At 64.8% G+C, this 26134-nt stretch carries 18 protein-coding genes; 11 read left to right on the top strand and 7 right to left on the bottom strand.

Annotated features, from left to right (window positions below; translation table 11 throughout):
- Positions 1–70: 70 nt before the first annotated feature.
- Positions 71–2689 carry a carbohydrate-binding protein gene (locus tag GC162_11565; GenBank protein ID MBI1369275.1) on the top strand — a complete coding sequence of 873 codons (2619 nt, stop codon included), beginning with the start codon at positions 71–73 and terminating at the stop codon, positions 2687–2689.
- Positions 2690–2760: 71 nt separating this feature from the next.
- Complete coding sequence (locus GC162_11560; protein ID MBI1369274.1) at positions 2761–4599, top strand: ATP-binding cassette domain-containing protein; 1839 nt, start codon at positions 2761–2763, stop codon at positions 4597–4599.
- Between the two features lie 46 nt (positions 4600–4645).
- On the opposite strand, the gene GC162_11555 is transcribed toward GC162_11560, so the two are convergent.
- From GC162_11555 to GC162_11545, 3 genes are all read right to left on the bottom strand, one after another.
- Entirely contained in the window at positions 4646–9022 is a 4377-nt protein-coding gene (locus GC162_11555) for a c-type cytochrome (protein ID MBI1369273.1), read from the bottom strand.
- Between the two features lie 125 nt (positions 9023–9147).
- Positions 9148–10635 (bottom strand): hypothetical protein, encoded by a 1488-nt coding sequence (locus GC162_11550; protein ID MBI1369272.1) that lies wholly within the window; start codon positions 10633–10635, stop codon positions 9148–9150.
- Positions 10636–10681: 46 nt separating this feature from the next.
- Positions 10682–12367, bottom strand: a complete 1686-nt coding sequence (locus tag GC162_11545) for a hypothetical protein (protein ID MBI1369271.1) — start codon at positions 12365–12367, stop codon at positions 10682–10684.
- Positions 12368–12551: 184 nt separating this feature from the next.
- On the opposite strand from GC162_11545, the gene GC162_11540 reads away from it, so the two are divergent.
- The 4 genes from GC162_11540 to GC162_11525 are packed head-to-tail and all read left to right on the top strand — an operon-like array spanning position 12552 to position 15992.
- Positions 12552–13340 (top strand): hypothetical protein, encoded by a 789-nt coding sequence (locus GC162_11540; GenBank protein ID MBI1369270.1) that lies wholly within the window; start codon positions 12552–12554, stop codon positions 13338–13340.
- A gap of 9 nt (positions 13341–13349) precedes the next feature.
- Positions 13350–14066 (top strand): hypothetical protein, encoded by a 717-nt coding sequence (locus tag GC162_11535; GenBank protein MBI1369269.1) that lies wholly within the window; start codon positions 13350–13352, stop codon positions 14064–14066.
- Positions 14050–15063 (top strand): MCE family protein, encoded by a 1014-nt coding sequence (locus GC162_11530; protein MBI1369268.1) that lies wholly within the window; start codon positions 14050–14052, stop codon positions 15061–15063. Before GC162_11535 ends, GC162_11530 begins: the two co-directional genes overlap by 17 nt.
- A gap of 8 nt (positions 15064–15071) precedes the next feature.
- Positions 15072–15992 carry a hypothetical protein gene (locus GC162_11525; GenBank protein ID MBI1369267.1) on the top strand — a complete coding sequence of 307 codons (921 nt, stop codon included), beginning with the start codon at positions 15072–15074 and terminating at the stop codon, positions 15990–15992.
- Here the strand turns inward: GC162_11525 and GC162_11520 are convergent.
- From GC162_11520 to GC162_11505, 4 genes are read right to left on the bottom strand one after another with little or no spacing between them, the layout of a single operon-like run.
- Positions 15969–17021, bottom strand: coding sequence for a hypothetical protein (locus GC162_11520; protein MBI1369266.1), 1053 nt, complete (start codon positions 17019–17021; stop codon positions 15969–15971). The genes GC162_11525 and GC162_11520 overlap by 24 nt on opposite strands.
- Before the next feature lie 3 nt (positions 17022–17024).
- Positions 17025–17519, bottom strand: a complete 495-nt coding sequence (locus GC162_11515) for a GTP-binding protein (protein ID MBI1369265.1) — start codon at positions 17517–17519, stop codon at positions 17025–17027.
- Positions 17519–20266: an OmpA family protein gene (locus tag GC162_11510; GenBank protein MBI1369264.1), complete on the bottom strand. Its 2748-nt coding sequence runs from the start codon at positions 20264–20266 to the stop codon at positions 17519–17521. Before GC162_11510 ends, GC162_11515 begins: the two co-directional genes overlap by 1 nt.
- Before the next feature lie 43 nt (positions 20267–20309).
- A complete protein-coding gene (locus tag GC162_11505) occupies positions 20310–20933 on the bottom strand; it encodes a hypothetical protein (protein ID MBI1369263.1) in 624 nt (207 codons plus the stop codon).
- Between the two features lie 120 nt (positions 20934–21053).
- On the opposite strand from GC162_11505, the gene GC162_11500 reads away from it, so the two are divergent.
- From GC162_11500 to GC162_11480, 5 genes are all read left to right on the top strand, one after another.
- Positions 21054–23129, top strand: a complete 2076-nt coding sequence (locus GC162_11500; GenBank protein MBI1369262.1) for a hypothetical protein — start codon at positions 21054–21056, stop codon at positions 23127–23129.
- Positions 23130–23145: 16 nt separating this feature from the next.
- On the top strand, positions 23146–23331 hold the full coding sequence (locus GC162_11495) for a hypothetical protein (GenBank protein ID MBI1369261.1): 186 nt from the start codon (positions 23146–23148) through the stop codon (positions 23329–23331).
- The gene (locus tag GC162_11490; protein MBI1369260.1) at positions 23328–23717 is read left to right on the top strand and encodes a DUF1318 domain-containing protein; all 390 of its coding nucleotides are present in this window, start codon (positions 23328–23330) and stop codon (positions 23715–23717) included. Before GC162_11495 ends, GC162_11490 begins: the two co-directional genes overlap by 4 nt.
- Positions 23718–23862: 145 nt before the next feature.
- A complete protein-coding gene (locus tag GC162_11485; GenBank protein MBI1369259.1) occupies positions 23863–25041 on the top strand; it encodes a hypothetical protein in 1179 nt (392 codons plus the stop codon).
- On the top strand, positions 25038–26129 hold the full coding sequence (locus GC162_11480) for a hypothetical protein (GenBank protein ID MBI1369258.1): 1092 nt from the start codon (positions 25038–25040) through the stop codon (positions 26127–26129). The genes GC162_11485 and GC162_11480 overlap by 4 nt, the downstream gene beginning before the upstream one ends.
- Positions 26130–26134: the final 5 nt, after the last annotated feature.

Here is a 26134-nt window from a genome sequence, read left to right as displayed (position 1 = left end):
TGTACTATTTATACGTTTTCCCTCCCGCTTCACCCGCCCCTTCGACCTCCCCTTTTCAAAGGTATCGCAAATGAAGATCGCCCTGCCGCTAACGGTGCTGTCGTTGTGGGCATGTTCCCGTTTGGTCCAGGCGGAGGAACCGTTCAATCCAGCACGGCTCTCCATCTCGGTCTACGAAACCGGCATCCCGCAGCCGATGGAACTGGAAGTCGGCTCCGACGGGCGCATCTTCTACATGGAGCTCGGCGGCAAGTTCAAAATTTACAAGCCCGACACGCACGCCTCCGTCGAAGCGGCGGACTTCAAGGTCTTCACCGGCATCGAGTGCGGGCTGCTCGGCTTCGCGCTCGACCCGCACTTCGATGACAACCACTGGGTGTACATCCATTACAGCCCGACCGACTACGACGGCCAGTACATCAGCCGATTCACCATGAACGGCGACACGCTGGACATGACCAGCGAAAAGCGCCTGCTGATTTTTCATGAACAGCGCCAGCAGTGCTGCCATCACGCCGGTTCGATGGAGTTCGGCCCCGACGGATGCCTGTACATCGGCGCGGGCGACAACACCAATCCGTTCAACGACTCGGCCGGTTATGCGCCGATCGACGAGCGCAAGGGGCGCGAACCCTGGGACGCGCAGGGCACGTCGGGGAACACGAACGATCTGCGCGGCAAGATCATGCGCATCCGTCCGCTGCCGGACGGGACCTATGAAATTCCCGACGGCAATCTGTTTCCCAAAGACGGCTCGAAGGGCAAGCCGGAGATTTACGTGATGGGCTGCCGCAATCCGTGGCGGCTCAATGTGGACCAGAAGACGGGCTATCTATATTGGGGCGAAGTCGGACCGGACGCGGGCGGGGACAACAAGGATCGCGGGCCGCGCGGTTATGACGAGGTGAACCAGGCGCGTCACGCCGGGAACTTCGGCTGGCCGTATTTTGTGGGTCCGAATCTACCGTACCGGCATTGGGACTTTGAGAAGCACGAAGCAGGCATCACGTATGACCCGGCTCATCCGATCAACGAATCGCCCAACAACACGGGCGAGCGCGAGCTTCCGCCCGCGCAGCCGGCGTTCATCTGGTATCCCGGCGGCGGATCGTCGGACTTCCCCGTGCTCGGCAGCGGCGGGCGGACGGCGTGCGCCGGACCAGTGTATCACTACGATCCGAATCTCAAATCCGAGACGAAATTCCCCGAGCATTTCGACAATTGCCTGTTCATTTACGACTGGTCGCGGCACTGGATCATGGCGGTGCACCTCGATGCGGACTCGAACATCAAGGAGATCGAGCCGTTCATGCCGACGACGAAGTTCAAGCGGCCGGTCGATCTGTGCTTCGGACCCGAGGGGGCGCTGTACATGCTCGAATACGGCGAGACATGGGGCCCGAACAAGGACTCGAAGCTCGAGCGCATCGACTACATCCGCGGCAATCGCACGCCGATCGCCAGCGCGAAGGCGACGAACAACATCGGCAAGACGCCGCTGACCGTCACACTCTCGGCCGAGGGGACGACGGACGCGGATGCCGACCCGCTGACCTATCAGTGGCTCCGCACCGACAATGGCCAGACGGTTGACGGCATGAACGCCACGATGACGTTCGACAAGCCGGGCGTGTACAACGTGCAGCTCGTGGTGAAGGATCCCAACGGCGGCGTGTCGCTGGCGACGGTGCCGGTCATGGCGGGCAACAGCCGGCCGACGGTGGCGTTTGTTGAGCCACAGGACGGCGATTTCTTCGAGTTCGACAAGCCGATTCATTACCGCGTCGACGTCAAGGACGAGGAAGACAACGTCTCGCAAGGCGCGACGATCGCGCTGGCGGGCCACGCCAATAGCGGCAACGCCGACGAGGCGGACGTGCCGGCGGCGCTGAAGATGATGCAGCATAGCGACTGTTTCAACTGTCACGCGGTGGATCACAAGATCATCGGCCCGGCGTACATGGACGTCGCGCGCAAGTATCAGAATGATGCGGCGGCGCAGCACATGGCGGCGATGCGCGTCGTCAGCGGGTCCGGAGGCGTGTGGGGCAAGGACGCCATCATGCTTCCGCACCCCCAGCACACGCAGGCGGAGACGACGCAGATGGTCGAATGGATCATGACGCTGGCGAACCAGGCCGGCGACGTCGCCGACGCGTCGCCGCTCGAAGGCGAATTCCACATCGGCACGCATCCCAAGAACATCGTCGAGGGCTACACGCTCAGCGCGACCTATACCGACAAGGGCTTCGGCCCCGTCGGACCGCTGACCGGCAGCGCGAAGGTCACACTCCGGCCCAACCCCATGGAAGCGGAGGCGTTCGACACGCACGCGGGCCTCCAGGTCCTCGGCACCGGCGACGGCGGAAGCGGCCAGCAGATGCTCGGCGGGATCAACAGCGGATCGCACGCCAGCTACCGCAACCTCTCCCTCGCCGGGATTCATCACATCACCTGCCGCGTCGCCTCCGCCGGTCGCGGCGGCACCATCACGCTCCGCAAGGGCGCGATCGACGGCGAAGCCCTCGCCGCCATCGACGTCACCCCCACCGGCGGATGGGACAAGTTCGTCGACCTGCATGCCGACATCAAGGACCCCGGCGGCCGATTTGAACTCTTCGTCGTCTTCACCCATCCCCAGGGCGGCGGCGGACTGATGAACCTCAACTGGATTCGCTTCGAGAAATGACCGATGGCCCCGCGTGAGAATCGACTGCGGCATTTGCCTCACGCCGCGCGGCGGCGATATGCTTCGGGCCTATGTCCGTCCTGCTCACCGCGCAATCACTCTCGCACTCCTTCGGTCCGCGGCCGCTCTTTGAGGGTGTGTCCCTGTCGATCGAGGACGATGCGCGCCTCGGCCTGATCGGGCCCAACGGTTCGGGCAAGTCCACGCTCCTGAAAATCCTCGCGGGTCGGCACACGCCCGACGCCGGCTCGCTGACCCTCCGCAAGAATCTCCGCGCCAGCTACGTCGCCCAGAACGACATCTTCGAGCCCGGCGACACGCCGCTCATGGCCGTCGCCCGCGCGCTGGCCGAGTCGTGGACCGAGCCGGGCGTCTACGTCGATCATCACGATGAGCACGAGCGCGAGACGAAGGCCGCCGTCGCGCTCGCCAAAGTCGGGTTCGCGAAGCTCGACCAGCCGGTCGAGGAACTGTCGGGCGGATGGCGCAAGCGACTGGCGATCACGCAGCAGATCGCGCGTGAGCCGGAACTGCTCATGCTCGACGAGCCGACGAATCATCTGGACATGGAAGGCATTCTCTGGCTCGAAGACCTGCTCGACGCCGCGCCGTTCGGCGTCATCGTCGTGACGCACGACCGCTACTTCCTCGAAGAGTCCATCACGCGCATCGTCGAACTCAACCGCATCTATCCGGAAGGGACTTTCCAGGTCGACGGTCCGTACAGCGAATTTCTCGTGCGCCGAGCCGATTTCCTCGCCGCGCAGGCCCAGCAGGAGCAGTCGCTGGCGAGCAAGGTCCGGCAGGACATCGCGTGGCTGAGCCGGGGCGCCAAGGCCCGGCGCACGAAGGCCAAGGGCCGCATACAGGAATCGGCTCAGCGCATGTCCGAGCTGGCCGACCTGAAAGATCGCAATGCGCCGACCAAGGCCGCGGGCATCGCCTTCAGCGCCACCGGCCGGCAGACCCGCAAATTGCTCGCCGCCAAAAATATCAGTAAATCCCTCGGTGATCGCGCCCTTTTCAGCGGGCTCGACATGGATCTGGGTCCCGGCGACTGTCTCGGCCTGCTCGGCCCCAACGGGTCAGGCAAGACGACGCTCATCAATGTGCTCACCGGCGAACTCGCCCCCGACACCGGTACGATCAAGCGCGCGGATGATCTGAGCATCGTCACCTTCACCCAGCGCCGCGCCGAACTCGACCGCTCCGTCACGCTGCGCGACGCGCTGAGCCCCGAGGGCGACACGGTCTGGTACCGCGGCAAGGCGGTGCATGTGGCGAGCTGGGCCCAGCGGTTTCTGTTCCGCTCCGATCAGCTCAACGTGCCGGTGAACAATCTCTCCGGCGGCGAGCAGGCGCGGATCATGATCGCCACGCTCATGCGACAGACGGCCGACATCCTCGTCCTCGACGAGCCGACGAACGATCTGGACATCCCCTCGCTGGAGGTGCTCGAGGAGAGTCTCAAGGAGTTCCCCGGCGCCGTGGTGCTCGTCACGCACGACCGCTACATGCTCGACCGTCTCGCCACGCAGATCGTCGGCCTCGACGGCGAAGGCGACGCGCACATCTTCGCGTCATATCTTCAGTGGTCCGCCGTTCAGAAGGCGGTGAACGCCCCCGTCGCGACGAAACCCCCGCCGGCGCACCCGCCGAAAAAGTCAGCCGACGCACCGGCGAAGTCCAAGCGGCTCTCGTACAACGAGCAGCGCGAGTTTGCGCAGATGGAGTCGAAGATTCACGAAGCGGAGGCGATTGCGGCGGAGCTTGAGAAGAAGGTCAACGAACCGGCCGTCGCGGCGGATCATCAGAAGATGCGCGATGCATACACGCAACTGGGCGAAGCGCAGGCGCTGGTCACGAAACTCTACGACCGCTGGGCGGAACTTGAGGCGAAGCAGAGTTAAGCGCATAAAAAAGGCGGCGGGACTTAAGTCCCACCGCCTTGATCAATCACTTGGTTTTTTCCATCGGGTAATCCTTGAGCAGCTCGTCGGCGGTCCAGAACATGGACCGGTCCTTCGTGGCCGCGCGGGCGTCGGTGACGGTCTTGACCTCGACCGGACCGGCACGGTTGGACCAACTGTTGCGGACATAGGTGAGCACGGCTGCGAGCTCGTCGTCCTTCAATAGATCGCGGAACGGCGTCATCGGCGGCAGCGGCGGCGACTGGAACGTCTTACCCTCCACCGTGATTTTGCCCCACAATCCGTGCAGCGCGATGCGGGCAAGTCGATCGGGCGACCCGTTGATCCACGGACTGCCGTCGAGCGGCGGATACTGGCCGACAAGCCCGCGCCCGTCGGGCTGATGGCAGGTGCCGCAGTGGGCTTCGCGGAAGTAGATTTCCTTGCCCTTTTCCATCAGGGCGGCGTCGACCTTCATGGGAATGCTCGCACGCAGGGCCGCGACTTCCTTCTTCAGCGGCGCGTCGGCGGGCTGCGCGGCGGTGAGCGTTTCGCCGAGCGTGATCAGCGTGCCGTAGTCCGCCGAATCGCGCACGACGGCCGAGGCCTGCGACGCCTGCTTGACGAGCACGCCTGCGATGGCCTGCATCTGATCGGCGGTGAGCGATGCCTTGACCTGCGTGGGATGCACGCGGGCCAGCGCCGCCAGCGCCGCTTCGACATGCTCGCCGGAGGCGATCAGCTTGGCGCAATCCGCGACCTTCTCGGGCATGTGGTTCGGAATGCCGGCGACGACGCGCAGGGCGGTATCGTGAATGTTCTCGCCGGCGCCCGAGAGCACGGCCGCGGGAATCTCCTGCTTGTTGATGCCCGGTCCCTGCCATGACACGACAAGCCCGTCGCCCCCGCCGTTGTCGAAGTAGCAGACGCCGATCGGATGCGGCCCGGCGGCAAGTTCGACGGTTGCGCTCTTTTCGACCATGCCGTGCAGACCGTCATTGTTGATCAGCTCCGCGTGATCGAGATACAGACGCGAGCCGTCGTCGGAGTTGATGAAGAACGTGTACTTGCCCGTGCGGGGGATGTTGATCGTCCCGTCGAACACGAGGGCGAAGTCATCGTGCGTCGCCAGCGGGGCCTGGTCCATCTGGAACTGCTGAACCTTCCCCGTCGCCTGCGCGGCGGACGCTTCATATACCGCGGCGTCGGCGGTGCGGCGGGCTGGTGCGTAGAACTTGACGGACATCTGATCCGACCCGGCGGTCTGGTCGGCCTTGAGTCCTTCGGGCAGCGCGAAGATCAGCGCCCGCGCATGCGGGTAGAGCGATTCGAGCGCCAGCGGATTGTGCACTTCGCCCGCCGCCTCCAGAAGCGTCTTGAGATTCGCGGTTGATTTGGATGCCTGTGCGAACGCGCGGTCGGCGTTGCCGTCGGCGTTCATCCATGCGGCGTAGACCGTACGCTGCGTCGACGGGGCGGTCGCCTTGTCGGCCAGCGCGGTCAGCGCCTCGGCATTCGCCTTGATCGCCTCCGCATCGGCGGCGGCGAGCATCGCCAACAGATCGCTCAAGCTCGGGCTCGACGCGGCGTCGGCCCGGCCGATCGCGCCGATGAGTTCCTGCATCTGCGTCGTGTGATGCGCCTGGGCCATCGCGTCCAGCGCCTCGGTCCGATTGGCCGCGGGAATGCCCTCACGCGAGAGCAAAGCGTCGTTGACGACGTCGGTCCGCTTCATGGTCAACAGCGTCGCGACGCCGGCTTTCTGGACGGCATACGTCTGGGCCGCCTTCGAGAGCGGCTTGCCGGACTTGAGCGCGTCCTGAACGACCTGATCGACATTGATCTTGCCGCGGGCCCAGTTAAGGTTGTAGTCAAGCTGCGGATCGGTCGGGCGCGTGGCGACTTCGAAGATCGCCTCGGCCCCGTCGAGCCCGTCGAAGCTCGTGGCGGCGATGACGGCTTCAGCCCGCACCGCCGCCGACTCGTCACGAGCGCCATCGAGCAGCAGCGCCGCGCCGTCCGGCACGGCCGTGCCCCAATGTCCGAGCGTGCGGATCGCCGCCGCGCGGACCAGCGGGTTCGTCGCCCCGTACACCTTGCGGAGCAGATCGCCGTCGACGACCCGCTGCTCTTCGAGCACCCAGAGCGATTCGAGCAGCGCCTGCGCGTCGTCGGCTTTCTTGACGTCGAGCTTGTCGGTGAACGTCTTGACGGCGGGCACAATGTCCTTCACGTCGCGGCCGGACAATTCGAGCCGGGCGCGATATCGCGTGCCGTTTTCCTTGGCGAAGAAGTGACCGAGCACCTCGGCGATGGGCTTGCCCTTCATCTGCGCCGGCTCCAGCAGCGGGCGTCCGTCGGCGATGAAGCGGTAGATGCGCCCGTGCGTGTGGTCACGGTTGGGGTCGCGGATGTTGTGCTGCATGTGACCGATGAGCGGATTGTGCCAGTCGGAAATGTACAGCCCGCCGTCGCCGCCGACTTCGATGTCGCTGGGGCGGAAGTTGGGATCTTCGGAGACGACGATCGGCTCGATCTCCTTGGCGGTGATGTCCGCGCCGTTGTAAGTCACGGTGTGCTGCATGACGCCTTGAAACCCGATGACGTTGCAGACGAGGAAGTTGCCCTGCATGTCGTCGGGGAACTGGCTGCTGGACAGGAACGCGGACCCGGGCACGGGGCGCATGCGCTTGGTGTAGAACTGATGCGGCGCGCCGGTGCCCTTGCCGATCCCGACGTAGTAGCCCACGCCGGTCGTGCCATCGGTGGCGAACTCGTGACCCCATTGGTCGAACGTGTTGCCATGCGGATTGGGCCCGATCGGGAACTGATGCGTCGTCTGGAACGTGCGCGGATCGAAGCGGAACACGCCGTCTTCGTGAGCACGGAACGGGCCGGTCGGCGTTTCCTGATTGTCGAAATGGAATACGCCGTGCGAGTAATACAAGCCGCCGTCGGGTCCGATGACGAAGGAGTTGCACGTATGGTGCGAGTCGGCGCTGCTGATGCCCTGCACGAGGCGAATGCGCACGTCGGCCTTGTCGTCGCCGTCGGTGTCCTTGAGGAACCAAAGCTCCGGCGCCTGCGCGACGATCACGCCGCCGCCCCAGAACTCGAAGCCCGTCGGGCTGTTGAGGTGATCGGCGAAGACGATCTCGCGGTCGGCTTTCCCGTCGTGATCGTCATCAACAAGGATAATCAGCTTGTCTTCCCGCGGATGCGTCGGGTTCCAGTGCGGATACGACGGCCAGGTCGCCACCCACAGCCGGCTGTTCGTGTCGACCGCCATCTGCACCGGGTTGATCAGGTCGGGGAACTTCTCTTCGGACGCGAACAGATTGACCTTGAGCCCCTTGGCGATCTTCATCTTCTTGATCGCCTCCTCGCCGCTCAGATACGGATACGTACCGTCGGGATTCGGGCCCGGCCGGTTGGATTTGACGACCAGTTCGGGCGGCGCGTTGGAATCATTGACCGTCAGGTCGCTGCCGTTGGCGACGGCCCAGACGCGCTTGTCCCGATTGGCCGTCATGACATCGAAGATCTCCATCTCGCGCGACATCACGTCGGCGTTCGACTGCCCGTTCCACGAAAGCCGGGAGCGCCCGCCGAAGACGTTGTACTCGTCGATGACGCGGTAGCGGCTGAACCAGTAGTAGTCCTTGTCGACGACCGCCTCGCGCAGCTTCGCCGCCTGCGGATCGCTGAGTTTGGACTTCATCCCGGGCAGAAGCTGCGCGACGATGACGTCGGCAAGCAGTTCGTTGCCGTGCGGGTTGAGGTGGATGCCGTTGATCGTCAGCGGGCTGGACGCGGCGGCGTAGAGCTTGAGCGTGGGTTCATACAGATCGACGAACGTGACGTTCTTCGCCTTCGCCACTTCCGCCATCGCCTGCGCGTACAGCGCGATGCGGGCGTTGTTCTCCTTGCCGTCGGGCAGCAGGCGATCGTGCATATCTTCGCAGGCGATCGGGGAAAAAAGCACGAGGCGCGGGGCGCTCTTGCCGTTGTACTTCTGGCTGAGTGTGTGATCGATGAAGTTCTCCAGGTTCTTGCGGAACCCGGGCAGGCCCGCTTCGCCGGCGAAAGATTCGTTGAACCCGAAGAAGGCGAACACGATGTCCGCCTGCGTGCGGGTGAGCCATTCGTCGGGCGAACCGAAGTTGTCCGAACGCGGGCGGACCGTCAGTTCGTCGGCGGGATAGCCGAGGTTGCGGAACGACAATTCCAGTTCCGGCATCCGCGACTGGATCGCCGCCTCCATGTAGCCGTCGTGCTGCATCCGATCGGCAAGCGTGTTGCCGATGATCGAGATGTGATCGCCCTTCTGGAACTTCAATTGGGCGAACGAGGCGGAGGCGAACAAGACGACGAGGCCCAGCGACAGCATCACACGGCGCACAACCGGGGTCCGTTGAAACATGCGACTCTCCAAAGCGTTCGGGGATTTTGCAGGGCCCGTCGGACCCTCTGGCGGAGGTCATATCATAGCCGCAACCGGCGGCCAAGTCCGCGCCGCCGGTCAGTCGCCGTCATGGTGACGCTCGTTTACTTTGCGGGAATTTCGTTGAGCGTGTAGTAGCTGACGGGATGCAGCAGCGCGGCCCCGTCCGCCGACCGCACGCCGTCCATGTGCAGTTCGTGGACATGCCCCTTGGTCAGCAGGTCGATCGTCAGCCGCACGCTCATGCCGTCGTCGCTGACGATCGCCTTGGTGATCGTCGGCTTGACCTCGTCGACTTCCGGGCTGCCGTAGCCGGACTGATAGATGTACGTGAATTCGCGCATCTGATACGACGCGACATCACCGGCGGTTTTCGGATCGACCTTCTCGGTGAACGTCAGCACGAAGCCATCGGGCGTCGCGCGCGTGTGATGCACTTCAAAGGGGATCTTGCCGGTCCATGTCACACGCTCAAGCGTGAACGGCTTGCCGCCGCGCGAGCCCCATCCGCGGTCCGACCCGCCGACGAACAGCACGCCGTTGTCCGCCATGCGTACGCCGATGAGTCCGCACTTGAAGCCCGAGAGGAAGGGGTAGGCCGCGCCCTGATAGACGCCGTTGACGACTTCCATCTCGACGCGCTGCACCTGCGACCAGGTCTGCTCGCCGACAAAAAGCTGCTTCGTGAACGGGCCGAACTTGCCGGAGGCGTCATAGGCGATGCCGGTCGGGGACTGGCCCATCTTCGCATGGGGCAAAATCACCGACGGGGGCACGAATTCGGGAATCCGCGCCCGCTCGGCGAGGATGCGGCTCCCGGACTTGGGATCGGTCGGGCGCGGGCCGATCGCGTCGGTCAGACTGTAATACCCATTGCCGCTGGGATTGCCTTCGAACGCGCCGACGGTCAGATGCTTGACGGAGCTCGATCCGTTCCAAAGGCCCTGATTATCCGTGTAAAACACTTCGCCGTCTGCGTCGAACCCGATGCCGCCGGGCGAGCGGATGCCGCTGGCGGTCGGCAGCGTCTTGCCATCGGGCGTGACGCGCATGCACCATCCTCGGAAGTCCGCGTGCGCGCTGGCCGAGCCGGTCAGGCACAGCACGACCCAGATGTTATTGTCCTTGTCGAAGCGGGAGCCGAAGGCGAATTCGTGATAGTCGCCGCTGATGCCCCAGCCGTTGGCGACCGTCTCGAACACATCGGTGCGATCGTCGCCGTTGGTGTCCTGCAGCCGCGTGACTTCGGGGCGCTGCGTCGCGTACAGCGAGCCGTCCTTCCATGCCAGCCCCAGCGGCTCGTGCAGCCCCGATGCGAACAGCGTGTACTTGACCTTCGAAAGATCGCTTCCGAACGCGCCGTCGATGATGTAAATCTCGCCGCGCCGAGTCGCCACCGCCAATCGCTCATGCGGCAGCACCTCGATCGCGCCCACTTCGAGCACGACGCCTTCGGGAATCGGCAGCTCCTCGATCGTGTAGTACTCGCTTTCCCCTTCCGGCGGCGGGCCCTTGGGGCCTTTGTCCGCCGCGAGGATCGGCACGGTTGTCATCATCAGCATCATGCTCAAACAGGTGAGTTTCCGCAGCATGGAGTTACTCCGAGGTTCGGGCCGTCATGGGCCGATGAGGTTTGATTCAGTGTTTGCCGTGCACGTGCGCGTGGAAGGCGGGCCAGTCATAGGTGAAGCGCAGCTCGACCGCCTTGCCGCCGACGCTCACCGGCGCGATCAGTTCATCGCCGCGACCCACATGCCGCAGCGTCGGCGTGACGCCTTCGACGCGAAGCCGCATCTGTCCGTCGAGCATGTACGCCCCGTCCGGCGTCGGCTCGATCTTGTCGCAGTCGGCGACGCGCACGAACAGCCGATCGACCGACGCGTCGCTGGTCAGTTTCATGATGCGCGTCAGTGATGCGGTTCCCTTGGCCGCGTCGCCGCCGGGCTGGGCCGTATCTTCGACGCTCACGCCGCCAAAGACATACTTGAACGTCGGATAGCGATGCGCGTCGAGCACGTAGCCCTTGAACCGGTAGCCGGGGGTCGGTTCGTGCGTGGCGTCCTTGCTCGCCGGCCAGTTGGCCTCATCCTTCTCGAGCACCGCCAGCGGCGCGCCGCTGTTGACGTTGACCACGCCGTAACCCGACGGCGGTTGGAACCCGACGCCGCGCCCGGTCCAGTGACGCTTCGCATCCATGAACGCCCCCTGCCACACCATCCGCATATTGCACTCGTCCGCATCGAACCCGATGTTCACCCCGCCGGGGTAGCCCACGCCGATGCCGCGCGGGCTCAGACCGGCGATGAACTCGCGGTACATGACCGCCTCGCCGTGGGCGGGCTCGATCGGAATGCCGACGAATTCATTTTTCGTCGCCGTGTTGCTCCCGCCGTGCGACGGATGCAACCATTTCGACAGCGCCGTGCGCGGCCCTTTCGGCTGCGCGTACGCCACGTACAGCCCGCGCTCGCCCTGATTCTCAAAGTACTCCACCACCACCGTATGATCGCCCTTCGCAAGTTTCACGCGCCCCGAGCTGAGCTTCGTCGATGGATGAATCCCGTCCTCCTCCACGATCGTTTTTCCGTCGACGATCACCCGCGCCCCGTCATCGCATGCCAGATAAAAATCGTACGCCCCCGCCGCCGGCGTCGCGAACGTCCCCGTAAAGCGCAGCGCGTATTCATGCGGCACCGGCGCGACGCCGAAGTCGATGAGCCCGTCATTGATCTGGCCGCTCCCCGTCGGCGTCAGCTTCGAAAAATCCGGCAGCGTTTTGAAGTCGCCCTTGTAGTAGTCGTAATGCAGCGAGCCCAGCCCCCCGCTCCCGCCGCCGACCTCCATCGTCCCGTTCATCATCATCGCGTGCCCCGGCAGCGTGCAGATGAACGGATACTTGCCCGTCTCCTTCGGCGCCGTGAAGGTCAGCGTCTTCTGCGTATGCGGGTCGATCAACGGCAGCGCCGCAAGAATCCGCGCCTCGTTGGGCGGCAGCCAGTTCAGGTCCAGCCCTTTGTCCCCCAGCGTCCATATCTTCTCCATCGCGAACTTGACGCCGTTGGCGTCCGCCGCGTCCGGCAAGAGCAGCGCGATGTTGTGCGGCATCTCGTCGTCATTGACGAGCGTCAGCTCGACCTTCTGCCCGGGATTGACGCTGAACGACTCGGTGTCGTATTTCATCTGAGCGGCGAGCGTGTGGATCGTGATCTTGCGAACTTCGTCCTCCGCGCGGACCGGACCGGCCCACGCCGACAGAACGATCCAACCTGTCAGCATCATCGCCGTGACCCTGCCGCTGATGCTCATCGCGCCGGTTCGCCGCATGCCCTGACTCCTGTGTGAATTCGGAAGTTGTCCGTCCTGACGGGGGGACTGAATATCTTACTGGGGCTATGACATAAAGCAACCCGTTTCGAGCGCGCTTTATTGCATGACGCTGGTCAAACCGCCGTCCTTGCGGTAAAACGGGAGCACCTGGCGGGCCGTCCCGCCGCGCGGGCATGCGTGCATGAACACCCTCGGCAATATCGGGCAGATGACGATGAACTTCGGGCGGGAGCTGAGCTATCAGACCGCCGTGATCTGCCGCGTGCTCGTCATGGCGCTCAATCCCGCCCGCTGGCCCCGCACCGTCCGCTCCGTGCTCGCCCTTCAGATTTATTTCACAGCCGTCGGCGCGCTCGGCTTCGTCGGATTTCTGTCTTTGCTCGTCGGCGTCGGCGTCGTCGTGCAGGCGCAGCTCTGGCTCCGCGAACTGGGGCAGTCCACGCTCATCGGCCCCCTGCTGATCATGGTCGTCGTCCGCGAACTCGCCCCCCTGCTCGTCAACATCGTCGTCATCGTCCGCAGCGGCTCCGCCGTCAGCGTCGAGTTGGGCAACATGAGCGTGCATGGCGAAGTGCGCGTCCTCGAAGCGCAGGGCGTCGAACCGTTCAGCTACCTCGTCCTGCCGCGCGTGCTCGGCATGGCGATTTCCGTCGCTTGTCTGACCATCCTGTTCATCGTCGTCAGCGTCGGCGGCGGATACCTCTGCGCCCTGCTCATCGACACCAAGCCCCCGCCCTTCGCGCAGTTCATGATCGACCTCTTCAACGCTTCGACGCCCAAGTCGATGATCGCCACCGCCGCCAAGGCCGTCCTCCCCGCCCTCGCCACCGGCGCGATCTGCTCCACCGAAGGCCTCGCCGCGCGCGGCCCGGTGACGATCGTCCCCGTCGTGACGCGACGCGCCATGACCCGCTCCGTCGCCGCGCTCTTCACCATCTCCGTCCTCATCACCGTCCTGAGCTACCTCTGACGCCGCACCATGCCCGACGCCGCAACCATCCTGAGCTTCGACAACGTGACAATCGAGTCGCGCGGCGCCTATGACTCGGGTCTGTGGCAGACGAACCTGTCCCTCGCAGCCGGCGACCTCGCGCTCGTCCTGCTCGATCGTGAACATGAAATCACGCCCCTCGCCGACGGCGCCGGCGGTCTGATCAAACCCGACCGCGGAACAATCCGCTTCCTCGGCGAGGACTGGCAGTCGATGTCCATCGATGACGCCGCCAAACATCGCGGGACAATCGGCCGCGTGTTCGCCCGTGCCGGTTGGGTCAGCAATCTCGACATCGCCGCCAATATCGTCCTGGCCCGCATGCACCACGACGGCGTCGACCCGCGGCAGATCGTCGACGAGGCCGCCGAGTTCGCCAAACAGTGGGACCTGTCCGGTCTGCCGCGCGGCCCGGTCTTCGCCGCACGCTCGCAGGACCTGACGCGCGCCGCCTGCGTCCGCGCTTTTCTCGGGGAGCCGAAGCTCATCATCCTCGAGCGCCCCACGCGCGGCGCCTTCCCCGAGATCATGCCCGCGCTCATCAACGCCGTCCGCGCCGCTCGATCGCGCGGCGCCGCCGTCATGTGGACCACGACCAACATCGAAATCTGGCGCAGCCGCGTCCTTCGCCCCACCGCCCGCTACCGCATGTTCGGCTCGCGCCTGCGTGCATTCTCGGAGGCCGCCGATGCCGCGCGGGATTGATCAAGGCCGGGTCAACAAGGCGGTCGGCGCACTGGTCATCGTCGCCGCTCTCGCCGCGATGACCTTCTTCGTCATCGCCTCGCGCACCCAGCGATGGTTCGTCCCGCTTTCACGCTTAACGCTCGCGCTCCCCGAGGACGGATCCTACGGCCTGCGCGTCGGCGGCGACATCGAAATCATGGGCACGCGCGTCGGCGAGGTCGAAGCCGTCCGCGTCTCTGAGGAAGGTCGCATGGAGGCACGCATCGCCATCCGTTCCGATTTCGCCCGATTCCTCGCCTCCGATTCCGTCGCAATCATCAAAAAGCGCTTCGGCGTCGGCGGCGATTCTTACGTCGAAATCTCGCGCGGCTCCGGCGCCCCGCTCACCGACAAAAGCCCGCCGCTTTCCACCACCGCCGATCGCTCCCCCACCGACATGCTCCAGGAGATGATCGGCGAAATCCGCCAGGAAGCCGTGCCCACCCTCAAGGAAATCCACCTCGCCGTCACCGAGTATCGCCAGCTCGCCGTCGACCTGCGCAACAAGGATGGCTCGCTTCAGCAGCTCATCGCCCATCTGAACAACATCTCCGCCAGCGTCGATCAGGGCGAGGGCATCGTCGGCCGCCTGCTCAAGGATCGCGCCTTGGCCGACAAACTCACACACAGCGTCGATCAACTCAGCGCCGCGATCGACAAGACGCAAAAGATCATCGACGACGCCGGCAAGAGCACCGACAAGCTTCCCGAAGCCGTCGTGCAGATTAACGCTATTCTCGCCGACCTGCGCACGTTCGTCGCCGACATGAAAACGACCGGTCAGAAGCTGCCCGAACTGACGCAGGGCCTTTCCGACAGCGTGCAGACCATGCCGGGCCTCGTGCTTCAGGCCCAGCAGACGCTCCACGAAGCCGAGCGCCTCATCGATGCGATTCAGAACCATTGGCTCTTCCGCGACTACGTCGCGCCCGACACCGCGCCGCAGCGCCTTCCCCCCATCGATTCGCCCAGGTGATCCGCCGCATGACGCACCCGCTTCGCCATCTCCTGCTCCTGTCCGCGCTCGCCGCTATGCTCAGCGCCTGCGGCTCCGCGCCCAAGCGCAGCGACGCGCCGACCGCCAGGATCGACGCGGAACTGGCCCGCAGCGCCACCGCCGCCCGCACCGCCTTCGACGGCGGGCTCTACCCGCAGGCCGCCCGCTTGTATCGCCTCGCCCTTGTCCGCGCCCGCTACATCGATGACGCAGAACAGGTCGCCGCACAGTCGTTCAATCTCGCGCTGACGCTCGAAGCACAGAAGCAGTACGCCGCCGCGACAACCGCCGTTCGAGAGTCGCGGGCGGCGATGCGAAGCACGGGCGCGCCGCTCGCCGATGCGCTGCTCGTCGATGCCCGGCTCGCCTACGAAGCGGGGAATCTCGACGAATCGGTCGGCTTGCTCGACGCCTTGCTGCACGATCCGGCGTCGAAGCCCGCCGCCGCGCATCTCTTTGAAGCGCACCGCCTGCGCGGGCTCATCGCCTGTGATCGCCATGACGCCGACGCGGCCGAGGGGGCGCTGGCGGAGGCGCAAGCGGCCGATGCGACGCGTCATGCGTATGACCTCGTTGCCCGCATCGCCGTGTTGCGCGGCGACTTCGCCGCCGCCGCCGACGCCTTCGACCGTCACGCCGCCGCGATGCAATCCGCCGGTCGTTACAGCGCCATGTCCGACGCGCTGTCCGCCGCCGCCGACGCCTATCAAAAGGAGGGTCACCCCGATCGCGCCTTCGACCGCGCGTATCGGGCCGCCCGCTCGCAGCTCGCGCAGGGGGACATGGCCGCGGCGCAATCGACCGCTTCGCTCGCCGACAAACTGGCTCACGAACTGAGCAGCGCCGAGGACCTCGCGCTCATCACGGCGCTGCGCGCGGAAATGTCACATTCGCCGGCCCTGAAGTAGATACGTGATCACTTCCCCCTCGCCCTTCACAAAATACGCCCCGCGCTCCTCCAGCAGGAACTTCTCGCGAAGAAGCGCGAACGCCGACTCGGTCACCTGAATGCTCCCCGGCGGGGCCGACACGCGCAGGGCGTTGGTCGTGTTGACGATTTCGCCCCACACGTCGTAGCCGAACTTCCAAGTCCCGATGACCCCCGCCACGACCGGCCCGGTCCCGATGGCGATCCGAAGCCGCAGCGGCTTGTCGAGCCCCGCCTCGACCTCCATCACCGCCTGCTGCATCCGCAGCGCCATCTCCGCCAGCGCCGACGCATGATGCACCATCGCCGTCGGCACCCCCGCCGCGACTTCGTACACCTCGCCGAGCGTCTTGATCTTCTCGACGCCCAGCTCGCGCGCCAGATCGTCGAACCCCGTGAACACTTCGTTGAGCAGGTCCACCTTTTGCGTCGGCGACATCGACCGCGTCATCATCGAAAAATCCACCACTTCCGCAGAGAGCACCGACGCCTGATCAAATGTCTGCGCTATTTTCGTCTGCCCCGCCTTGAGCTGCCCGACGATCGCCTTGGGCAGAATGCTCTCCAGGAGCGATTCGGACTTCTCCTGCTCCGTGCGAATGGCGCGGTTCTGAGCGGCGAGCTGATCGCGCAGCAGGGCGCGCTCGTTGGTGGCCTGCTGAATGCGCTGATGTAGCTGCACGGCCGAGGTGCAGTCGATGAGCACGGCCCAGTCGCCGGCGGCGCCCGATCCGCCGGGAATGACGTGCACATCCGCATATCGCTCCGGCCCGACCTGCACGGATTCGAGCAGCACCGGCTCGCCCGGCGAGGGAATGAGCCCGACCAGATACGGGGCGTGCGCCTCGATATTCGCGCCGTCGCCAAGCGCATCCAGCCCGTACTTGCCCAGCGATCCGCCCCGCTCGCCGATCGCGCCTTCGGCATTGACGCAGAAGTACGCCATGTCGCGGCTCGTATTGAGCCAATCGCCGATGTAGGTCGTGATCGCATTGGGCCAGTTGGACATGATCTACTCCAGGGTCCGGGCTGCGAGTGTTTCGAACGCCTCCGCCACGCCAACGCCCTCCTTCGCGCTCGTCTCGATCACCGTCCAACCGTTCTGTTTGAGCGTGTCGATCATCTCCTGCGGGATGTCGAACTGATCGACGAGGTCGGACTTGTTGAGCAGGACGATGAAAGGCATCTCGCCCACTTCATTGATCACGCGCTGATGAAGCTGCATCGCCACGTCGTATGTCACCAGGCGCGTGCGATCGATGACGAGCAGGTAGCCGGACGCGCCCTTGAGGTAGCTGGTCCGCACTTTCATCAGCTCGTCCTCGCCGGCCAGGTCCCAGAGCATCATCGTCACGTCCTGCCCTTTGACCTGCACCTGTCGCTTGTCGATCTTGACGCCGACGGTCGAGTGATACTTGTCGGAGAACATGCTGTGCACGTAGCGCGCGACAAGACTGGTCTTGCCCACGGCGAACGCGCCCAGCATGCAGATCTTCTTTTGAATCATCACGGATTTCCCTGCGTTTTCCCATCGTTGACGATCATGACACGGAACGTCGTCCGGCGATGCCGGGCCTTCTGCTCTTCGGTGTCCTGCGGGCCGAGGCGGACGCTGTTGCCGGCGGCGACGGTCGTGAACACGCTCGGCTCGATGCCCGCCAGACTCAGCAGTCGGACCACCATGTCCGCCCGCGACTGGCTGAGTTTCTGCGCGGACTCGCCCTGATCGGTGATGTCGGTGTGTCCGGTCACTTCGATCCGCACCTTTTGGTTCATCGCCGCCGCGGCATCGAGCAGGTCGCGCATATCGTTCGTCAACGCGCCGATGACGCGCTCCTGATCCTCGATGATCAGATCGCGGTTCTGCGTGAAGTACACGGTGCGCGTCTCGATGCGTTGGCGTGCGGCGTTGAACTTGGCGGTCGTGACATCGCTCAGCCCGGTTTCGTCATACGCCTTGACGCCTTCAATGAGCGGCGCGAGGCGGCGGGCCTCGGCGATCCAGGGGCGGGAAGCCGACCCTTCCGCCTTAAGCGTCTGCCCGTCGACGCTGAGTTTCACGGTCGGCGGCGGGCGCAGCGCGAGCGTGGCGCGCGAGACGAGTCGATCGGCGAAATCCGTGTCAGTCACGCCGCCGTCGGTGTAACCGCTCGCCCCGTCGATCGAGCGGGCGAGCAGACGCGCGGAGGCGATCCACTCGTGCGTGGCGGACCCGCTGGCGTTGATCGTGTCGCCGTCGAGCGCGAGCTTCACGGTCGGGGGCGGATTGAGCAGCTTGTTCGCCCGGGCCAGCAGCCGCTGGGCGTGATCGGACGGCTTGAGGTATTCATCGTGATATGCCGCCGCGCCGTCGACGGCGCGAATGAGCAGTTTCGCATCGGCGATCCATTTTTCGGGAGCGCTGCCGGTCGCCGTGACGACGCCGGACTGGGCGGCGAGCGTCACGCCCGCCGGCGGCTCGAGCACGCGCCGAGCCCGCGCGAGCAGCAGTTCGTCGGCGTCGGCGGCGACGACATCGTCATCGTGATAGACCTCGACGCCGGCGATGGAACGGGCGAGCATGCGGGCCTGTTCGATCCACTGGGTCGTCGCCTTGCCGCGTGCGGTGATGACGCCGTCCTTGTAGTCGAGCACGACCGAATCCGGCGGTGCGAGCACGCGATACGCCTCGCGGAACACCGCCTGCTGGCGGTCGGAGGCGGTAAGCTGACGCGTATCGAAAGCTTCGATGCCCGGCAGGAGCGGCGCCAGCAGCGTCGCCCGGTCGATCCACTGCCCCGGCGCCTCCCCGCTCGCGCGGATCGTATGCCCCACCAATTCGAGTTTCACCGTCTGCGGCGGCGTGAGCATGCGTTCGACCCGCCGCATCGTCACACTCGCCGCATCGTTGACCTTCAGGTCATGGTCATCGACCTTGATCACGCCCGGCACGGAGCGCGCCAGCACGCGGGCCTCGTCGACGAAGGCGCTGTCGGCCTCGCCGCTGAGCGTGGCGACACCCTTGTCGAATGTCAGCGTCACGCCCGGCGGCGGCGCCAGCAGCATGAGCAGCCGCTTCTGCACCAGCGCCGGATGCAGCGCGTGATACGGCTGCCAGTCCTCGACGACATCGCCTTCGGAAAATCCGTACGTGCCGAGCAGCGACCTGGGATCGCGGGCCAATGGATCGCGCAGCCCGGCGACGAAATACCGTCCGTCCTCGCGCTTCGCCTCGGTCACAACCAGCCCCGGCTCATCGCGCAGCGCCTGAATGTAGCCGTTCCATGCATGATGCGCGTACCAGCCCAGTGCGATCCAGACGATGATGACGAGCATCAGCAGAACGATCGCCGCCACCGCCAGCACGGGCGCGCCGGTCTTCTCCTTCTCCTGCTTGGCCTCCTTGAGCAGCGCCTCGAGTTTCGGGCGCGAATACTCGAACGGCGCGGCGTCGCCCGAAAAGTCCGCCAGCGACTGGCCCTGCTCGCGATGGATCGCTTCGAGCGTTTCGATCATCTGCTGGCGCAGCGCCGCCGGCGGGTTGCCGCGCATCACGCCCGCCAGCACCGCGCGGGGCCCCGCTTCGACCCAGACCGTTAATTCGCCGACCTGCATCGTGCCGACCGATTCGCCTTCGCCGGCTCCGAACGAGTCGCGCACGAAATCCTGAATCGCCGTCAGCATGCCCGACACCATGTCCGCGTCCTGCGCCGCCACCGCGTCCGCCACCACATGCTGAAGCAGCAGGCCGGTTTCCTTGTGAATCAGAAACACCTGCTCGACACGGTAGACGATCGTGTGCGTGAGCACGACCTCGGCGAAGCTCTTGCCGGTGCGCCAAGCTTCGATGCGCCATCCGATCGACCGCGGCGAGAAACTGTGCTCCAGCGCCGAGTTGAGCGACTCGATCATGTTCGAGAACGCTTCGCGGATGGCTTTACGGATCGCCGGGCCGATGATGGGGAAAATCGCATCGGTGATCGGCTGCGGATTCTTCTGCACCGAGGTGTGAATCGCGCGGTCGATCATCGGCGACATGGCGTCGGCGATCTGATCGTCCGTCTTGAGACTTAATCGCATCGCCTGCGGGAGCACCTTGCCGACTTCGCGGGCCTGGTGCTCCCCGCCGTCCATGCGCTCTTCGATTTCGTCGAGTCGATCCTGCTCGGGTCCGACGATCAGACGGCGCAGCTTGTCCATCGAAGCCGCGTCATTCGGCGGCGTCGCGCCTTCGTGTCCCTGCGGCGTCAAGTCCTGCCCGTCCGTCATGCGCATCCCCGCGCAGTCCGATCATACCGTTCACATCATCACCGACTTGTTACTTCTTGGCCGGCTTGGCGCCCTTGCCCGAAAGCTGCATGGCCATCTCGTTGAGCATCGCCGCCAGCGCGTGCCGGTCGGTCTTCTCGTCGCGCAGCTCCGCCACCGCCGCCACGCGCGCCGCCGTCTGCGCATCGTTGGCCGTGACCAGCTCATCGCGCAGCATCTTGCTCTGCTCGAGCATCTGGGCCCGCATCTTCTGCTGCTCTTCGCCCGTCGCCTCGGCGAATTTCTCAAGTTGCTTGGCCGTGTCTGCGAGGTCCTTGGTCAACGTCTTGAGCGCCGCCATCCGCTCGGCCTGCTCCTTCTTGAGCCGCTCGGTGAGCGATTCAAGTTCGGTCTTGACGTAGTTTTCAAGCGAGTCGAAACGCTTGCGGATTTCATCGCGCAGCGCGTTGGCTTCCTTCTGAAGCCGCTCCTCCATGGCGACGAAGCGCTTGTCCGCCTCGCGCATCTGAGCGCCGAACAGCAGATCGCGCACCTGATCGAGATTCTGATCCTGCCCGCCCTTTTCGTCTTTCGCCATACGCCTGACCTTGCCTTTCTCGCCCTTGCCGGCCGATGCTTTCGGGGCGGTGCGGGCGGACGAATGCTTGACCTTCTTCCTGATTGCCACAGCCATAACGACGCTCCAATCTTACCAGATGACCCGAACGCTTGTCACACCAACCGGCCGCACACGTGACCGGCCCATCTATCCTATCGTCAAACATCGCTCCCTCAATGGACGTATCATCCTCGCATGGCGCGACTCCGCCGTTTTCTGCGATGGGTCTTCCTGCTGACGCTGGTCCTTTTGACCATCGTGCTGGCGATCTACGCCTTCGCCCTTCGTCCCGCCGTCGAGCGATACGCCTTGTCCATGCTCACCGACATGGGCCTGCCCGACGCCCGCCTGCGCATTGACACACTCGATCTCGACCACGCCGTCGTCAGCGCCATTTCTCTGAGCAAGTCCGACACGCTGACGATCGACACGCTCGAAGCGATGTACAGCCCCGATGAACTGAAGCGCGGCGTCGTGCATACGCTCCGCCTCACCGGCGCGACTCTTCGCGCCGCCATCAAAGACGGCCAGCTCGATCTGGGCCCGCTGACGCACATCACGACCGGTGGGGCCGCCGGCGGCGAATGGCCCTTCGCCCGCGTCGAACTCAAAAGCTGCATGATCGTGCTGACGATCGACGGCGCGCCGCAGCGATTTTACCTCGACGGCGTGATCGACCGCACCACGGCGGCGGATTTCAAGGTCGATCTTCATCTGCGCTGGCGCGGCTACGAGACACGGCTTGCCGGCGACTGTTCATTGAAAGACGGCCGATTCATCAGTGACGACCTGGCCTGCACGACCGCCGCCGCGCTGGTTCAATGGCCCGACTCGCCCGTCGCGGCGAAGCAGGTTGACATCGCCCTGCACTTCGCCGCCGACGTCGGAATGGACAAGGCGCATGTCGAGTTGCTGCCGACCTCGCGTCTCGCCGCCGCGTCCCTTCAGGTCGGCGAAGACACATGGACCGTCACGCTCGGCAATCTGTCGGCTCATGCGGATGTGAACTTCGCGGCTGACAAATCGGCGATCGACGCATCGCTCGCCTTCGGCAACCTCGCCGTCGCCAACGAAGCGGCGGACCTTTCGATCGCCGACATTCATGGTCAGATTCCCTACACATCATCAGCCGACGGCCCCGCCGGCTCGTTCGCCACCGGCGACATTCACCTCGGCTCCGACACGCTGCCGCCGCTCGCCGGTTCGATCCGTCTCGGAGCCGGCGGCTTGTCGCTCGACGCCGATTGGCCGCTGCTCTCGGCCGCATCGGTGACGATTCACGCCGCCGTCGCGCCGGGCGAGGTGAACGTCACCGCGTCGCTCCCGCAGGGGCACATCGTCGATCCGACCGCCATCGGCCAGCGCTTCGCCGCATTGCGCGACCTTGAAATCGACGGCGGTGTCGGCGTCGATGCAGCGATGAACCTCGTCGATGGCGCACTGGTGCCGCGCGTGACGCTCAAACTCGACGGCGTCACCGTGCGGGATCGAAAAGTCGATGTGACCATCGAAGGCCTCAATGGTGCGATCACGCTCGACCATCTCACGCCCCCGCGCACCCCGCCGAGCCAGACGCTCAACTTCACCACGCTGCGCTCCGGCAAGCTGGCATTGACCGACGGATCGCTCGCCTTCCGCATCGACTCCGATCGACGGTATTTCGTGGAGCGCGTGGGCGTGACGCTCGGCTCGACCGGCCGGCTCGCCGCGCATGCCATCACCTATGACCTCGACCAGCCCCTCGTCAAAACCGATCTGTACATCGAATCGCTGAACCTCGGCGACTGGCTCTCCGTACTGACCAATGAAACGATCCGCGCTTCGGGCACGCTCTACGGGCGCCTCCCGCTGACCTTCCGTCCCGAAGCGCACTGGAAGCTGACGCTCGGCGAGGGCTTCCTCTACAACCGCCCGGGCCCCGGACAGATGGCGCTGACGGATGCGAAGCTCGCCGCCGATCTGCTGGCCCAGGCCGACCCGCGCTTCGCCACCGATCCGACCTACAAGACGGTGCGCGACCGGGCGGTGGACGCTTTGTCGGACTTCGAATATTCGATGTTCCGATTTGACCTGATCAAGGAAGACGAGGGTATGATGCTTCGGGCCGAAACGCGCGGCAAGGGCCGCAAGGGCAAGGACCCGCAGGAGATCAGCAGTCTCGTGATCAACATCCATCACTTCGACACGCTGCTCAACCAGGCCTTGTTCACGACAAGCCGGCTCAACATCGACGATGCGCTGAAGGATTTTTTCGAAGGCAAGGGCAAATGAAGCCCGGAGGTGCTCTGTGAAAGCGATCCTGTGGCTGAGTCTGATCACGGCCGGCGCGGGCCTCGGCGGGTGCATCGAGCACCATGTCAAGGTCGATCCGCTTCAGATCAACATTGATGTGAATGTGAAAGTCGATCGCCAGCTCGACAACTTCTTCGACTTCGAGAACGAATACAAGAACCCGAAGGATGAAAGCAAATGAACAGACGCACGATGATTCTGGCGGCGGTCGTGACGCTCACCAGTTGGCTGGGCCTGGGCGTCGGGTTCGCCGGCGCGAGCACGATGGACGAACTGAAGGCGCGCTTCGCCCAGCGGTATCCGAAGCTGATGGAAGCCAAGAACGCCGGGCAGGTCGGCGAGACGTATCAGGGATTCGTCGAAGCCGTCGGCGACGTCGATGGCGCGACGGCCAAGCTCATCGCCGACGAGAACGCCGACCGGACGGAGCTGTACGCCCTGATCGCCAAGGAGCAGGACACCACCCCCGACAAAGTCGCCGAGCGCAACGCCCTGCGCAACTTCTCCAACGCCGCCTCGGGCCATTATCTGAAGGGCCGGGACGGGAAGTGGATCAAAAAGAAGTGAGGAATGAGGAGTTGGGAGTGCGGAGTGAAGAAATGGCGGAGCGTGCCGCTTTCTTGCCTTCACTCCCCACTCCCAACTCCGAACTCCGCACTTTCACTGCAACCTACCGAATTCGCACCGGTAGCTCCCCATAAAGGGGCTGCCCATGCATGCACTTCCCATCGATCGCCGGACCTTCATCAAGTCGACCGCTGCCGCCGCCGCAACCTTCGCGGCCGCGCCGTTCGCCGCCGCGGCCCCGGTCGCAGCGCCGGACTATCGCGGGCCCAATATCGTGATCATCCGCTTCGGCGGCGGCGTCCGGCGGCTCGAAACCATCGACCCCGAGCACACCTACGCCCCCTTCTTCCGCCATGAACTGACCAAACGCGGAACGCTCTATACCGACATGGAAATCACCAGCGAGCACGACGTGGACACCGGCCACGGACAGGGCACGCTCAACATCCTCACCGGTCGCTACGACAAGTATCACGACGCCCAGGACCGCTTCCTCTCCGAGCGCTTCGAGCCGAAGGTGCCGACGCTTTTCGAATACATGCGCAAGGCCTACAACGTCCCGGCGCATCAGACGCTCATCGTCAATTCCGAAGACCGCACGCAGGAGGAGTTCTACACCTTCTCCAATCACCATCTCTACGGCGTCGAGTACCGCTCCAACGTGCTCAGTCTCTACCGCTTCAAGACGTTCCTGCTCCGCAAGCAGATTGAGTCGGGCGCGTTCGACGGCAAAACGCTGGACGAGATGAAAAAGAAGCTCGCGCATCTGGAGAGTCTGGACTATCGCGACACGGCCAGCGGACAGACGCCCGAGATTCAGGCGTTCTGGCGGCGCTGGCGCGCGTTCTACGGCGACAGCGGCTTCAAGAACCCGCGCGGCGACCGCCTGCTGACCGAGCTGGGCGTCCGGGCGATCAACGAACTCAAACCCAAGCTGATGATGATCAACTACACCGACCCCGACTATGTTCACTGGGGCAACATGAATCACTACACGCGCGCGATCGCCATCATCGACGAGAGTCTGGAGCGGCTCACCAACACGATCGCGCTCAGCGAGGAATACCGCGACAACACGGTGTTCATGGTCGTGCCCGACTGCGGACGGGACTCGAACCGGTGCATGAGCGTGCCGTGCCAGCATCATTTCAATTCGCCCAGCGCGCGGAAGATTTTCGCCTTCGCCATGGGCCCGGGCATCGAGAAGGGGTTGATCGTCGACAAGCGCGTGGAGCAGATCGCCGTGGCGCCGACGCTGGCGAAGCTCATGGGCGTCCGCGCCGCCGAGGCGCAGGGCGACATTCTCACGGAGGCGCTGGCATGAAAACGCTTCGATTCATATGGAAATACCTCGTCGGCGCGGTGCTCTGCGCCAACCCGCTGACCGCGATCGTCATCGTCGGATGGACCCTGCGGGCGATGCGGCGGGCGACGTTCAAGCACTGGCACAGCGCTTCGAGCGTCGGCACGGCAGGCATGACGTTCGCCGAATTCGCCGCGGAAGATCCGGCGACCGCACCGCTCGTGCGCTGGCCCAACTGGTTCATCCGCCAGCGCGAGGGACACTGGCTCGGCGATTCGCTCTGGCTCAACGTCAAGCGCGGCCTCGGCGGGGCGTTCAACACTTGGGTCTTCACGCTGCCGGGCTGTGTGCTGTGGCTCTTCGCGTGGTACGACGGGTGGAACAACTCGTTCAACAAGGGCTACGAACAGGCCGCCGTCGGCCCGCTCACCGGGCTCGCCGGCACGATGCTCTTCATCGCCGCCATGATGTACGTGCCGATGGCGCTCGCCCATCAGGCCGCGGCGGGGAACTGGCGGCGGTTCTACGATTTCCGCCTCGTCTGGACGCTGGTGCGGCGGCATGCATGGGCCTGCGTCGGCCTCGCGGCGATGTACGCCCTGCTCTCGATGCCCGTCATCCTTCTCAAAACCGCGCCGATGTTCTTCGACCGCCAGCCCAACTACGACGCCATGACCGATGCACAGGTCTATCAGCAGCTCGCGTCGTATTTCCTGATGGCGAGCTTCATCGTGTTCCCGATTTTCGTGGCGCTGCGGTTAATGGCCGCGAAGTTGTACGCCCGCGCCCTCGCCGGCGCGATCCGCAAGGGCGCGGTCGCCGCCGAATCGATCAGCGAGACCGAGCGTCATGTGCTCGACCGCCTCGACCTTTTGGCCATCGAAGAGCCGACGAAACGGCATGTCGTCGTCGCCACCGTCGGCTGGGCCGGCTCGCGCTTCGGCCGCATCGCCGCCGGCGCCGCGGCCTTCATGATCTGGTTCACCTTCGTCGCACAAATCTACGTGAGCGAATTCCTCAACTACCACCAGGCCATCGGCTGGCTCAACCAACCGCTCGTGCAATTGCCCTACTTCCGATACATCCCCGCGGCGCTGTTGGGGCACTAACGGCA

The sequence above is a fragment of the Planctomycetota bacterium genome, from assembly GCA_016125255.1.
GTDB lineage: Bacteria > Planctomycetota > Phycisphaerae > Phycisphaerales > Zrk34 > RI-421.
The sequence above is the reverse complement of the archived record's forward strand: the minus strand, read 5'-3'. Positions and strand labels throughout refer to the sequence as shown.